This window comes from Chondromyces apiculatus DSM 436 (assembly GCF_000601485.1).
In the GTDB taxonomy this organism is placed as follows: Bacteria; Myxococcota_A; Polyangia; order Polyangiales; family Polyangiaceae; genus Chondromyces; species Chondromyces apiculatus.
Genome location: NZ_ASRX01000041.1, coordinates 103,799 through 116,775, shown reverse-complemented (window position 1 = coordinate 116,775; position 12,977 = coordinate 103,799). Strand labels below are relative to the sequence as shown.

The following is a 12,977-nucleotide window of genomic DNA, read 5'->3' as shown; positions in this document are numbered from 1 at the left end:
GAGGCGCAGCGGCGGGCGGAGGAGGCGCGGTGCTGGTCGACGAGGTGACGGCGCGGCTGCTCGGCCCTCGCTTCGACTTGCGGCCGCTGACCGAGGGGTACGCGCTGCGGGGCGAACGGAACGACGATCCGCCGCCGCTCCTCCTGGGACGACCGACGCCGTGCGTGGGGAGGTCGCGGGAGCTCGGCCTGCTGGAGGCCGCGTTCACGCCCTGCGTGGAGGAGTCGAGCGCGTCGGCCGTGCTGGTGACCGCGCCGCCGGGGCTCGGCAAGTCGCGCCTGCGCCAGGAGCTGGTGCGCCGGCTGCGCGCGCGGGGAGAACCCGTCGAGGTGTGGATCGGGCGGGGGGAACCCCTGAGCGCGGGGGCCGCGTTCGGGGTCCTCGCGCGGGCCGTGCGCCACGCCCTCGGGCTGTCGGCCGACGAGGCGCCCGAAGTGTCGTGGCGGCGGATCCAGGCGCGGACGGCGGAGCTGCCCGACGCCGAACGGACGGCCATCTTCCTCGGCGAGCTCACGGGAGCGGCGCTGCCCGGGCGAGACGAGCCCCCGCAGCTCCGGGCGGCGCGGCGCGACCCGCGGCTGATGGGCGATCAGATCCGGCGCGCGGCCGAGGACCTCCTCCGCGCGGCCTGCGAGGCGCAGCCCGTGGTCCTGGTGTTCGAGGATCTCCAGTGGGGGGATCTGCCGAGCATCACCTTCGTGGGAACGGCGCTGCGCAACCTCCGCGACCTGCCGCTGTTCGTGCTGGCCCTGGCGCGCCCCGAAGTGCACGGGCTGTTCCCCTCCCTGTGGGAGGACCTGCCGGTGCACGTGATCCGGCTCGGCGAACTCCCGCGCCGCGGGGCGGAGCGGCTGGCGCGCGACGTGCTCGGCGACATGGTCTCCGAGGAGCAGCTCAGGGACCTCGTGGCGCGCGCCGGGGGAAACACGTTCTACCTGGAGGAGCTGATCCGGGCCGTGGCCGAGGGCCGCGGCAACAACGCGCCGGAGACGGTGCTGGCGATGGCGCAGGCGCGGCTCGAAGCGCTGGATCAGGAGGCGCGGCGCGTGCTGCGGGCGGCGAGCGTGTTCGGGGGAGCGTTCTCGCAGGCAGGGGTGGAGGCGCTCCTCGGAGGCACCTCGGCGGGGCACCGGCTGGAGGACCTGGTGGTGGGCGAGGTGCTGCTGCGGCGCGCCGACGCGGACCGCCACGGGTCGGAGTACGAGTTCCGGCACGCCCTGGTGCGCGAAGCAGCCTACGGGATGCTGACGGAGACCGACCGGGCCATCGGGCATCGGCTCGCCGGTGACTGGCTGGAGCGCGCCGGGCACGGCGACGCCCTGGCGCTGGCAGGGCACTTCGAGCGCGGAGAGGAGCCAGGGCGGGCGGGACGCTGGTACCGGCGCGCCGCCGAGGAGGCGCTCCAGGGCAACGACCTCACGGCGGCGCTCCAGCGCGCGGAGCGGGGCGTCGCGTGCGGGGCCTCGGGGGGCGAGCTGGGCGCGCTGCGCCTCGTCGAGGTGGAGGCGCACCTGTGGCGCGGAGAGCTGACCCGGGCCGAGACGCGCGCGGGCGAGGTGGCGAGGCTCCTCCGCCCGGGGACGTCGGGGTGGTACCGGGCGCTCCGGGAGGCGAGCCTCGCCGCCCAGCAGCTCGGCGCGGTGGACAGGATGGAAGAGTGGGTGGGGCTCGCGTGCAGCGCCGAGCCGGCGACGGACGCGGAGAGCGCGCTGCTCGTCTACCTGGCCAGCTCGGCGGCGACGCTCGCGCAGGTGGGCTGCTCGGCCGCCGCCGAGGAGCTGCTCTTGCGCGCCCAGCAGCTCGCGCGGCGGACGCCGGACGTGGACGACCAGGCGCGGGCGCTCCTCTCCGAGAGCGAGGCGCTGCGGGCGGCGAGCAACGGAGACCCGGCGGCGAGCCTGGAGATGTTCCAGGCGGCCCTCAAGGCGTTCGAGCTGGCGGGGGACCGCCGGTACGCCTGCTCGACGCGGAGCAACATCGGCTACCTGCTCACGGAGCTGGGCGACCCTGTGGGGGCCGAGGCGTCGCTGCGGCGGGCGCTGGAGGACGCCGAGCAGATGGGGCTCCACCAGATCGTGCCGACGGTGCAGGAGAACCTGGGCTACGTGCTGGCCCAGGTGGGGAGGCTCGACGAGGCGCGGTCGCTGGTGGAGACCGCGATCGCCGCCCTCAGCGAGCAGGGCAGCCAGCGGCTGGAGGGCATCGCCCGCACGTACCTGGCGCGCATCGCGCTCGCCTCGGGGGATGTGGAGGGCGCCGAGCGCGAGGCGCGGGTGGCTGCCGCCCTCCTGGAGGTGGCGCCTCCGGTGCGCGCCGCGGCCTTCGCGCTGCTCTCGCGCTCCCTCCTCGCCCAGGGGCGCACCCAGGAGGCGCTGGGGCCTGCCGAGGAGGGAAGCGCGCTGCTCACCGCGCTGGGATCGCTGGAGGAAGGAGAGGCGCTGGTGGGGCTGGTGCACGCCGAGGCGCTGGCGGCCGCAGGGCGCACGAGGGAGGCCGAAGAGGCCCTGGAGGCGGCGCGGGAGCGGCTCTACACGCGCGCCGAGAGCATCCGCGATCCGGCGCGGCGGGCGCAGTTCCTCACCCGGGTCCCCGACCACGCCGCGCTGCTCGCGGGCCCGGCCTCGGAAGAGACGCCTGCCGCGGCCGAGTGATCACTCGGGGCGAGGGCGCACGGCTTGCTCGGCGAGGAGGCGGTGGACGGGGTGGAGCGACCCGACCTTGATCAGCGCATCGAGCAGCTCCCAGCGGGTGAACCCATCGTCCGAGCACGGTTCGAGGAGGTAGACGGCCAGGGTCCCCGCGCGCTGGGCCGTGCGGACGAGCAGCGTCCCCTTGGGGAATGAAACGGTGCGGCGCTCGGGCCGCACCGTGACCACCGTCTCGAAGCGGCGAGGCGGCGGCGAGGCGCTCAGGGGAATCTCCGCCTGGCCGGGGGGAGGCACCAGGGCCGCAACATCGGGGCTGAAGGTCTTGTCCTGGGCGAGGACGAGGTAGCTCTCGACGTCGTACGCGGAGTCCTCGTCGAGGCGCTCGAAGGCGATGCCGTGACCTTCCAGGGCCTGGGCCAGCTCCGGGGGCGCGAGGTACGCGAGCGGGGTGCTGACGCTGGTCCTCGGGATGAAGGTCCGGAGGTGCGGCACGTGGTAGGTGACCGCCTTCTGGCCGGGGTAGCTGCGGGCGCCGAGGCTCTCCCGGTCGAAGGAGTGGATGGCGATGGTCTCGCCACGGCGGGCGTGCGCCGGATAGGAGAAGCGCAGCTCTCCCGCGGCGTCGCGGCCGGCGACCCCGTAATCGATGCCGACCTGGGGCCGGAGATCGAGGCGCTCGCCGCGGGCGATGATCCGCGCCTCCTCGGCCGCGGTGGCGCGGGCGATGCGGCGGCGGTGCCTGGCGCAGTAGCGGAGCAGCTCCAGGAGCCAGGCGTAGATGACGGCGCAGCGGCGCGGGAAGCTGATGTAGCTGTAGGTCTCGAGCAGCACGTCGACGCGGCCGAGGAGGCCCCGGTAGTGGCTGCCGAAGCGGGGGAGCGCGGGGTAGGTCTGCCACCCCGTCGAGGGGTCGTCCTCCTGGACGAAGTTGCCATACCACTGGCTGCGGAAGCCGTGGCGGGACGAGACCTTCGCGGCCACGTCCTCGAGAAGGCGGCGGGAGGTGCCGAGCAGCCCCCGGAAGAGGCGCTGGTTGCTGTGGGAGGTGTCGAAGGTGAGATCGTAGCTGTGGAGGCTGCCGTCGGTGGTGTGGCAGTCGATGAACACCTCGGGCCACCACGCCTGGTGAAAGCGGGCGAGGTTGCGGGTCTCGATGGCCTCCTGCTTCACGTTGTCGCGGTTCAGGTTCCAGCCCTCGCCCGTGTAGCGGGTGCCCACGCCCCCCTCCGGGTTGACCTGGCCTTCGAGGTTGGCGAGGTCGAGCCGGCGGTTGTCGCGGCTGATGCGGTCGTTCCCGTCGGGGTTGAAGTCCGGCACCACGACGATGCACAGGCGCGAGAGCAGGCGGCGGTGCCGGTCACCCAGGGTGAGGTCACGGACGAGGGCGAGCACGCTCTCCTTCCCCTCCACCTCGCCGGCGTGGATGTTCGCCTCGATCATGACCACGAGCCGGCCCTGACGGCGCGCCTCCTCCGGCGTGAAGCAGTGCCCATCGCTGACGATGAGCGCCGCGATGTCCTGGCCCTCGCCGCTCTTGCCGATGTTGACGCGGCGCACGCGATCGGTGCGGCTCGCGAGAGCGTCAATGAAGCGAAGGACATCATCGTGGGTGGAAGTCTCGCGGTAATCGGTGCGCTCGGCGCGGGTGCGGAGAGCCTCGTCGTGGTTGGCCATGGGGCGCGCATCATGCCACTTTTTTCGCCTCGGCCTGGCGTGATGTGGTCGGATTCGGCTCCCGAAACGACCTGGAGGCTCTCATGGTTGAACGTTCGATGCCCCGTCGCTTGCCGCTCCTGCTGGTCTCCGCGATCTTCGCGCTGATACCCGCAGGCCTCGCGCTCGGCGGCGTGGGCTGCGCGCCGGAGGAAGAAGACATCGCCGACGAGGTGCTGTCCGCCGAAGCGCCCCTGGCATCGCTGGCATCCCCGCTGCGGCTCCGCCTGATGGCGGCGAACCTCACCAGCGGCACTGGCCAGAGCTACGACCCTGGCCACGCCATGCGCATCTTCCAGGGCAGCGATCCTGACATCGTGATGATCCAGGAGCTGAACTACGGCGACGATTCGACGGCCGACATCCGCGATTTCGTCGACGAGGCCTTCGGTCCCCAGTTCTCCTACTACCGCGAGGGAAGCGCCCAGATCCCGAACGGCATCATCAGCCGCTACCCCATCGTCCAGTCGGGGGAGTGGAACGACAGCGCCGTCTCCAACCGCGACTTCGCGTGGGCGCGCATCGACATCCCCGGCTCGAAGGACCTGTGGGCCGTGAGCGTGCACCTGCTCACCACCAGTTCGGGAGAGCGCTCCACCGAGGCGCAGCAGCTTGTGAACTACATCAAGCAATACGTGCCCACGGGCGATTACCTGGTGATCGGCGGCGACCTCAACACCGGGAGCCGGACCGAGGCCTGCATCTCGAAGCTCGGGCAGGTGGTCGTCACCAGCGGCTCGTTCCCTGCCGACAAGAACGGCAACACCAACACCAACCGGAACCGCTCCGAGCCGTACGACTGGGTCCTCGTCGACACCGACCTTTCGGCCTACAAGACGGCGGTCACCCTCGGGTCGAGCACCTTCGCGAATGGCCTCGTCCTCGACACCCGGGTGTTCTCCCCCATCTCGGCGATCAGCCCTGCCCTCACCTCGGACAGCGGCGCGACCGGCATGCAGCACATGGGCGTCATCCGCGACTTCCTGATCCCCGGAGACGACATCCCTGGCAGCACGAGCAGCACCACCAGCGCCGTCAGCACCAGCGCCACCACCAGCGCCAGCAGCAGCGGCGGAGGCGGCGGCAGCGGCGGCTCGGGAGGCTCGGGAGGCTCGGGCGGCGCGGGCGGCGCGGGCGGCGGCTCGGGAGGCGCGGCCGCGGTGTTCATCAACGAGGTCCTGGCGAATGAGTCCGGGAGCGACACGGCCGGCGAGTTCGTGGAGATCGTCAATGCCGGGTCGGGCTCGGTAGCCCTCGGGGGGTGGACGGTCTCCGATAGCTCCAGCACCCGGCACACCTTCGCCGCCGGGACGACGCTCGCTCCGGGAGCCGCGGTGGTGGTGTTCGGCAGCGCCTCGGGCATCCCGGCCGGGACACCTTCGGCGGTGGGCGCGTCCACGGGCACGCTGGGGCTCGCCAACGGCGGCGACACCGTGATCCTGCGGGACGGAGGGGCCGCAGTGGTCGACAGCACCACCTACCCCTCGTCGCTGGCGAGCACGGACGGCGTGTCGATGAACCGCAGCCCGGACGCCACCCAGGGAGGCACGTTCGTGCTGCACACGACCCTGAACGTCAGCGCCTCGTCCCCGGGGAAGCGGGCCGGCGGCTCGACCTTCTGATCCCGCAAATCCGGCTCCCGCTGCGCGGGACGGGGCCCGTGACCGTCCTCGTGCACATTTCGCGGTCTCCCCGGGGGGCATCGTGCATCTAACCGGGAAAGCTGCCCACCTCACACCGGGTGGGCCTCCCGTGGAGACCTCCATGCCCCGTGTCGCCCTCGCCACCCCGCTCGCTGTCGCCCTGATGCTGGTCACCTCGGTGGCCAGCGCGGACATCGTCATCGGTGCCGAAGCAGACCTGGCCATCCCGGTCGGGGACAGCTCGGACGATCTCTCGGTGGGGTATGGCTTCCTGGGGAGGTTCGGGATCGCGCTCGGGGTGGGGCCGATCGAGATCACCCCGGAGATCGGCGGCGGTTACCAGGCCTTCCCGGTCGACGAGCTGGCGGTGTACACCGGGGCGCACCTGGAGTCCGCGCGCGAAGGGACCGCGGGCCTCGGCCGGGCCTTCGTGGGCGGTCGGGTGGCCCTCGACAAGGACATCTCCCCGGCCGTCTACGCGCGCGTGGGGCTCGGGTACATGTCCACCCCCGGCGACGATTACTTCGGACCGACCCTCGGCGGCGGCCTGGCGCTGGAATTCCGCTACATCCCGCTGCTGAACCTCGGGGTCCACGTGGGCTACGATTCCCTGATACTGGGAGAGAACGAGGCGGGCGTGGACGTGCCCCCCGTGCAATGGGTGGCCCTCGGCGCCCACGTTGCCCTCCAGTTTTGAGGCACCGCGCAGCGGCGCGCCCGCGTCCGCGCCCGCGCCCGCGCCCCTCGGACAAAACGCGAAGAGGCCGCGTCGAGACGCAGCCTCTTCGGCACCGATCCGGGAACCGATGATGAGCAGAAGAGCCGCGATCACGCAGCTCTCACCGGTTCACGGCATCGCTGCCAGCTTGCAGACGTTGCTCTGCCCGTCGCAGTAATAGATCTCGTTGGCGTACGGGATGATGAAGAAGCGGGTCTTCGTGTACCAGGCTTCGCCGGTCACGGTGGGGGTGCTCGGCTGGCCCGAGGTGATGAACGAGCAGCCAGAGAGCATCGCAATGCTGACAGCGCTGAGCAGAAGCACACCGATGGACTTCATGACGTAATTCCTCCTGAGTCTCGAGTTCATTCACGATCGCGCCGAGGCGTCTCAGCGCCTCGCGATCGTCACTCCTGCTCTTCCAGCTCCTTGCACACCGGCTTCCCGGACGTGGCGTCGCAGAGGAACATCGTCTGGTCGAAGATGCCGCTGCCCTTCACGAAGGCCTTCCCCTGCACCGAGGTGACTGCCGTGCTGTAGGTGGAGCATGCGGTGGTGCCGAGGGCGACCAGTGCGCAGGCCGCAAGCATGATGTTCTTGGTCATGGTCTTCGTCTCCCCACGAGATCCAGCAATGCCCACGGCAGCGCAAAAGAAGGGGTGTCCCGTGGAGATCGGGACGGGGCGCGCGCGCCGGCCTGGCTCGTGGTGAGAACGGTAGGTCAGCCCATTACAATGGGCCAACAACGTGCAGCGTGGAATTCCTCGGCGCCGGAAGCGGCGAGGTGCAGCGCCGGGGTGCGGTGGTGAGACTCAGCGCCGGGGTGCGGTGGTGAGGCTCAGCGCCGGGGTGCGGTGGTGAGGCTCAGCGCCGGGGTGCGGTGGTGAGGCTCAGCGCCGGGGGTGCGGCGAGCAGGGAGAGGGCTTCGCGCAAGGTGCGGGTCGCGCGGAGGCGGTGCTCGCTGCCGAGCAGGGCGACCGCATCGCGCGCGAGGGCGGGTGACATGCCGCAGACGACGCACCGGCTGCCCAGCAGCGACGTGGCGGCGGCGATGCGCGCGAGGGAAGCGATGGCCTCCGCATCGAGGGAGCCGAGGCCGGTCAGATCCAGGACCACGCCCTGGGCCCCGCGCGCGGTCACCTCGGCGAGGAGGCGCTCGGTGAGGCGGGAGGCCCGCTCCGGGTCGAGGCGGCCGGTGATGGGCACGAGGAGCAGGTCGGCGTCGAGGGCGATGACGGGGGCCGAGAGGGCGAGCAGCTCGTGCTGCTGGGCGCGGATGGTGGCGAGCTGCTCGTCGAGCTGCTTGAAGCGGGCGATGTTGACGTAGGCGACGGCGCCGAGGCGCGCGATGAGCAGGAGCGACTCGAGGTGCGCCTCGTTGAAGGCGTGAGGCCGCGACGAGGCGATGCCCAGGGTGCCGACGCAGCCCTCGTCCGTGAGGACCGGGACGAACATGCGGGCGCGCACCCTCACGGACCGCGGGCTGTCGCTGGTGAGGTGCTCCGGGTCCTGGTCCACGTCGGGCACGTGGAGCACCTGCCGGTTGCGGATCACCCAGCCGGGGTGCCGGTCCATGGCGGTGCGCTCGGCGGCCTCGCGCTCCTCGCGGGAGAAGCCCGTCGCCACCAGCATGCACAGCTTGCCGGTGCAGGGGTCGTTGAGGAAGAAGCCTGCGTACTCCACCGGCACCAGGCCGTGGAGGAGGGCCTCGAGCGCTGACGAGAGGGACGCGAGATCACCGGCGGCAGCGAGGTTCGAGGCGGATTGCGCGAGAAAGGAGATCAGCTCCAGGCCGATCTGCATCGGGGCACCCTAGCAGAGAGACGCGGATGACCGACGCGCGTTCGGCGCAGCGCGTCACCCGGCCCACACGGACCCCCCGTGAAGAGAGCGGACGGGACGGCTCAGGGAGCGGTGGGATCGCTGACGCGGCCCACGAAGAGGACGGTGCTGGTCTCGATGTCGCGGATGAGGAAGAGGAAGGGCCGGTCGAGCTTGATCTCCTTGAACTCGGGCGCCGCGCCATCCCCGACGATCACGGCGGTCGCCGCCGCGGCCTCGGTGCCTGCCTCGTTCACGCCGATGAAGGCCTCGTGGATGACGTCGGAGATCCTGAGATCCCCCTCAGGGCGGATGCCGTCGAAGTCGGCGCCATCCGAGAAGGCGACGCCCATGCCCAGGCTGGAGAGCGCGTCCTTCAGGCCGAACCGCGACTTGAACTTGAACCTGGGGAGGTACGTGTCCACGGAGGCCAGCTCCAGACCGTGGACGACCTCGTCGAGGCGGGCAGCGTCGAGGCCCTCCTCGAAGTCGGCGAGGTCCTCGGGCAGGATGATCACCATCCCCAGCTCGTTGCCGTCGTAGGGCAGCTCCACCGCCTTGTACCCGGAGCCCTCGCCGTAAGGCATGGTCGCGGAGCCGCGCATCGTCGGCACCTGGACCACGGTCCCCGCCTGCGTGGTGAAGGCGGCGTTCTGGGTCGACGACTCCTCGAAGGGGTTCTCCCAGGCCGCGTTGAAGTACACGGCGTTGGTGAGGACCAGCTTGGTGGAGGGATTGATGTTCTCGGGGGAGAGCAGCTTCTCGATCTTGCCCTCGGTGGCGTCGGAGACCCAGCCGTTGATGAGATCCAGGGACTGTGCCGGGGCGCCGGCGAAGTCGACGACGTGCATCCCCGCGCCGTAGCTCTCGGCGAGCACGTCGAGGAAGGGGGCCTGCAGCGCGTAGTTGATCTGCCCCCAGAGCGCGTTGGCGACGTTGAGCCGGAAGCCCTGACCATCGGTGCCCGCGGCCCCCTGGCCCCGGCTCTCCAGCGCCAGGTCGACCGCGTTGAACGCCGGGTGGAGGCGGTCCTGCGGGAGGGTGAAGTGCAGCGCTGCCGCCATGTCCTGCTCGGTCTGGGTGCGCGCGCCGGCCCACGTCATCGCCAGGGCCGAGGAGATGCTGTACGGCGAGTAGAAGAAGTTTCCAGGAGCCGCGCGGAGCTGCTTGTAGAGGTCGAGGGCGAGCCGGGTGTTGCCCTCGGCGACGGCTGCCACGTCGGGCTGGGCGACCGAGGGGCTCGTATCCCGCGAGAGCTCGGAGCTGACCATGCAGCCCGGGGTGGAGGCGTCGTAGCACTCCTCGACCGGAGGGTCGTTGGGGTCGGTGGGATCTTCGGGCCCTCCGGAGCTGGTGCAACCGATCGCGGCCAGGGAGGAGACTGCCAGGAGCAAGGAAAGGGTGCGGCGAGCGAACATGGGCGCCTGAATCGCAAGGAGCGTGCCGCGCGGAGATCAGGCGGCGGCGTCGGCGGCGGGACCGCAGGAGGACCGCAGGAGGACCGCAGGAGCGGTGCCCGACGCAGGCGGGGGAGACAGAGGGGTCGGCGCAGGCTGGCACAGCGCGTCGTGAGGAGTCACCACGTGGACCGCCTGGCGCGGGTATATGCTCCGCGCCCATGGAGGCAGTCTCCCTCTCGCCGCTCCCCGTCGCGTCGCTGCTCTGGCAATCCCGGCCTGGCACCTGGGTGCTGACGGTGGTCTGCAAGGCCACCTTCGAGTTGCAGCCCATGGAGTCGCGGCTGGCTCCCGAGCAGGAGCCCATCCACGTCACCGACCGGCACTGGAGCGATGACACCTCGTGGAGCCTCTACGCGCCCACCGACCTCGTTCCGTACCGCCCCCGGGCCGACGTGCTGCTCGTGGGGCACGCCTTCGCCGCGCGCGGGGCGCGGGTGCGCTCGCTGGTGGCGCGGATCATCGTGGGTGACCTCGACAAGGCCATCAAGGTGCACGCCGACCGCACCTTCGGGCAGGACGGGGTGCTCCAGGACGGGCCTCGCTTCTCGAAGATGCCCCTGCTCTGGGAGCGCGCCGGGGGCGGGCCCGAGACCTCCAACCCCGTGGGCATGCCGCCGACTGCCCGCGACATCTACGGCAAGCGCCCGGTCCCCAACCTCCAGCCCCCGGGGGTCAACGTCGCGGAGTCCGACGATCTCGTGGACCCCATCGGCTTCGGTCCCCTCGACCCCACCTGGCCCACGCGCCGCCAGCGCCTCAACAACCACGCGGCCACCTGGTCGCAGGCCGACTGGCACCACCACCCCCTGCCGCCCGACTTCGACGCCTCGTTCTTCAACGCCGCGCCCCGCGATCAGCAGGTCTCTGGCCTCCGCGACAACGAGCGCATCATCCTCGACAACCTCCACCCGGAGCACGCGCACCTGGTCACCAGCCTGCCCGGGGTCCACCCGCGCGCGTTCGTGGACCGCCCCGGCCAGGGTTACCAGGAGGTGGGCCTGCGCCCCGACCAGCTCTGGATCAACACCGACCGCTGCCTGGTCACCCTCACCTGGCGCGGTCAGGTGTCCCTCCAGCAGCGGAACGAGGCGGGGAAGGTGCTGGTGGTCATGGAGAACGCGGGCCAGTCGATCTCCTGGCAAGAGGTCCAGCGCCAGGCCGCGCACGCCGGCATCCCCATCGAGGGCGCGACGGACGACCCGCTCGACGACATCGAGGAGCTGGACCCCGGCCTCCCCGAGGACACCCTGCCTCCGACGGGCGCCATGACGGGCGGCACGACGCGCGGCATGATCGATGGCCACCGGACGCGCGATGCCTCGTTCGCGCGGCAGTTGAGCCCCTCGATCCTCCCCTTCAAGGCGCCCCAGGGCCAGGCCCCCGCGACGCCGTCGCCCGCGGTCCCTGCCCCCTCGCAGCGCCTCTCCGCCATGCCCTTCCTGCCGGCAGGCGCGAGCCCCGGGCAGCAGCCCGCGGTGCAGCACGCCTCCCTCGCCATGCAGCCACCCATGCCGGTGACGGACGGGTCGATGACCATGGTCCCCGCCCTGACCCCGGCCCCAGGGTCCGCGCTGCCGCCCGGCATGGGCATGTCGCTCGGGGGGCAGCTCTCCTCCGACGCTGCGCTCTCTCCTCCTCCTGCGCCCGTCGCCCCTGTCGCGGCGGTGCCTCCCGGCCCTGCGAGCGCGATCCCTCCCGCTCCGCGCTCGTCAGGCGGAAACAAGCTTTCTGCGGGAGGCAGCATCGCGCCCCCGCCCCCGCCTCCCCTGCGGCCCGCGACGGTGGCCCCACCGCCCAGCGTGGCCGCGAACGTCCCTCCACCCGCCGTCGTGGCAGCGCCCCCCGGCGCCCTGCCCCCAGGCATGCCCGCGCCCTCCGGCGCAGCGGCCCCACCGCCCGTGGTCGCGCCTCCCGCTGCGGTCACGGCTCCGCCTGCGGTCACGCCCCCTCCCTCGATCGCGTCTTCTCCCGCCGTCGCGCCCCCGCCCCTGATCCGCACGCCCGTCATGGGCGCTGCGTCCGCCGGCGTGGGCGGCGGGGTGCTCGCCTCCTCCAACGCGGCCGCTGGCTCCACGCCGACGCTCTCCCGCGAGGAGCCCGCGCCCGCCTCCACCAAGACGCCCGCGGTCCAGGCCACCGCGCGGAGCTCCCCCGTCTCGCGCGACGTGCTCGACCTGATCTGGTTCGATCAGCCGAGCGTCGCCCGCTTCCGCAAGATCACGGTGTGGCGGGAGCTGCTCAAGGAGATGGCGAAGAAGCCCGTCGACAAGCAGCTCGACGACCCGGGCCCCGGCGGCGACGCCGCGAACATCGAGGACCGCCGCGACGTGTTCGAGCTGCTCTCCCGCGCCGGCGCCATCGACGCCCTCGGGGTGCGCGAAGCCCTCTCGGACGCCGTGCGCGACCACGGCAAGTTCGCCCCGCCCCTGCGCCTGCTGGAGGGCGAGCTGACGTTCCCCTTCGACGAGGTGGAGCTGCTCAAGACCACCGTCGCGGTGGTGTCTCCGCTGATGGGCACCGACGAGACCTTGAAGGCCGCCGTCACCGCCGCGCAGGACGCCCAGAAAGGCGCCGACCTGCGCAACGCCCCCGCCGTGGCCGAGAGCCTGACCACCCGCATCCGCGAGGTCTGGAACGCGGGCAAGCGCGCCACCCCCGCGGGCTACCTGGAGACCCAGACGGACCGGGTGCTGGCCGGGGAGCGCCACTACCAGCGGCGCCGGGTGTTCAGCGGGCGGTTCATCCGGGCCATCCTCCAGCCCTTCGGCCCCGACGAGCTGCTCCCCACCTACCTGCCCGACGCCATCTCGGACGCCCTCCCGCTGTTCGCGAAGATCAAGGTGCGCCTCATCGCGGAGATCCACCTGCAGATCGATCCCAACGAAGCGCACTCCGCCGCGCTGCGGGTGCTGGCCATCGCCCGGAGCATGCCGCTCTTCCTGAAGGGCAAGAGCTGAAGGGCAAGCGCCGGGGC

General features: G+C 71.9%; 9 protein-coding genes. 4 read left to right on the top strand and 5 right to left on the bottom strand.

Annotation, left to right across the window (positions count from 1 at the left end; translation table 11 throughout):
• The coding region (locus CAP_RS24705; RefSeq protein ID WP_044245274.1) for an ATP-binding protein at window positions 1–2,651 on the top strand (2,651 nt) is incomplete at its 5' end.
• Here the strand turns inward: CAP_RS24705 and CAP_RS24700 are convergent.
• Window positions 2,652–4,322, bottom strand: coding sequence for a M14 family zinc carboxypeptidase (locus CAP_RS24700; RefSeq protein WP_044245232.1), 1,671 nt, complete (start codon window positions 4,320–4,322; stop codon window positions 2,652–2,654).
• Window positions 4,323–4,405: 83 nt separating this feature from the next.
• Here CAP_RS24700 and CAP_RS24695 point away from each other — a divergent pair, with 83 nt between their 5' ends.
• Both CAP_RS24695 and CAP_RS24690 read left to right on the top strand, forming a co-directional pair.
• A complete protein-coding gene (locus CAP_RS24695; RefSeq protein WP_081865225.1) occupies window positions 4,406–5,983 on the top strand; it encodes a lamin tail domain-containing protein in 1,578 nt (525 codons plus the stop codon).
• A 142-nt stretch (window positions 5,984–6,125) separates the two neighbouring features.
• Window positions 6,126–6,701: a hypothetical protein gene (locus CAP_RS24690; protein ID WP_044245227.1), complete on the top strand. Its 576-nt coding sequence runs from the start codon at window positions 6,126–6,128 to the stop codon at window positions 6,699–6,701.
• A 150-nt stretch (window positions 6,702–6,851) separates the two neighbouring features.
• Here the strand turns inward: CAP_RS24690 and CAP_RS24685 are convergent, their stop codons facing one another.
• The 4 genes from CAP_RS24685 to CAP_RS24670 all read right to left on the bottom strand — a co-directional run bounded on the left by CAP_RS24685 (window position 6,852) and on the right by CAP_RS24670 (window position 9,961).
• The gene (locus tag CAP_RS24685; RefSeq protein WP_044245226.1) at window positions 6,852–7,061 is read right to left on the bottom strand and encodes a hypothetical protein; all 210 of its coding nucleotides are present in this window, start codon (window positions 7,059–7,061) and stop codon (window positions 6,852–6,854) included.
• 68 nt (window positions 7,062–7,129) lie between these two features.
• Window positions 7,130–7,327, bottom strand: a complete 198-nt coding sequence (locus CAP_RS24680; protein WP_044245225.1) for a hypothetical protein — start codon at window positions 7,325–7,327, stop codon at window positions 7,130–7,132.
• 259 nt (window positions 7,328–7,586) lie between these two features.
• Complete coding sequence (locus CAP_RS45490; protein ID WP_052375856.1) at window positions 7,587–8,525, bottom strand: GAF domain-containing protein; 939 nt, start codon at window positions 8,523–8,525, stop codon at window positions 7,587–7,589.
• Window positions 8,526–8,626: 101 nt separating this feature from the next.
• The gene (locus CAP_RS24670; protein WP_044245223.1) at window positions 8,627–9,961 is read right to left on the bottom strand and encodes a serpin family protein; all 1,335 of its coding nucleotides are present in this window, start codon (window positions 9,959–9,961) and stop codon (window positions 8,627–8,629) included.
• 200 nt (window positions 9,962–10,161) lie between these two features.
• On the opposite strand from CAP_RS24670, the gene CAP_RS24665 reads away from it, so the two are divergent.
• Complete coding sequence (locus CAP_RS24665; protein ID WP_044245222.1) at window positions 10,162–12,960, top strand: DUF2169 family type VI secretion system accessory protein; 2,799 nt, start codon at window positions 10,162–10,164, stop codon at window positions 12,958–12,960.
• Window positions 12,961–12,977: the final 17 nt, after the last annotated feature.

What these genes read in the sequence shown, in the direction of transcription:
- CAP_RS24670 (WP_044245223.1), bottom strand. Translation starts at nt 9,961, where the DNA reads ATGTTCGCTCGCCGCACCCTTTCCTTGCTCCTGGCAGTCTCCTCCCTG.
- CAP_RS45490 (WP_052375856.1), bottom strand. Translation starts at nt 8,525, where the DNA reads ATGCAGATCGGCCTGGAGCTGATCTCCTTTCTCGCGCAATCCGCCTCG.
- CAP_RS24700 (WP_044245232.1), bottom strand. Translation starts at nt 4,322, where the DNA reads ATGGCCAACCACGACGAGGCTCTCCGCACCCGCGCCGAGCGCACCGAT.
- CAP_RS24690 (WP_044245227.1), top strand. Translation starts at nt 6,126, where the DNA reads ATGCCCCGTGTCGCCCTCGCCACCCCGCTCGCTGTCGCCCTGATGCTG.
- CAP_RS24685 (WP_044245226.1), bottom strand. Translation starts at nt 7,061, where the DNA reads ATGAAGTCCATCGGTGTGCTTCTGCTCAGCGCTGTCAGCATTGCGATG.
- CAP_RS24680 (WP_044245225.1), bottom strand. Translation starts at nt 7,327, where the DNA reads ATGACCAAGAACATCATGCTTGCGGCCTGCGCACTGGTCGCCCTCGGC.
- CAP_RS24665 (WP_044245222.1), top strand. Translation starts at nt 10,162, where the DNA reads ATGGAGGCAGTCTCCCTCTCGCCGCTCCCCGTCGCGTCGCTGCTCTGG.
- CAP_RS24695 (WP_081865225.1), top strand. Translation starts at nt 4,406, where the DNA reads ATGGTTGAACGTTCGATGCCCCGTCGCTTGCCGCTCCTGCTGGTCTCC.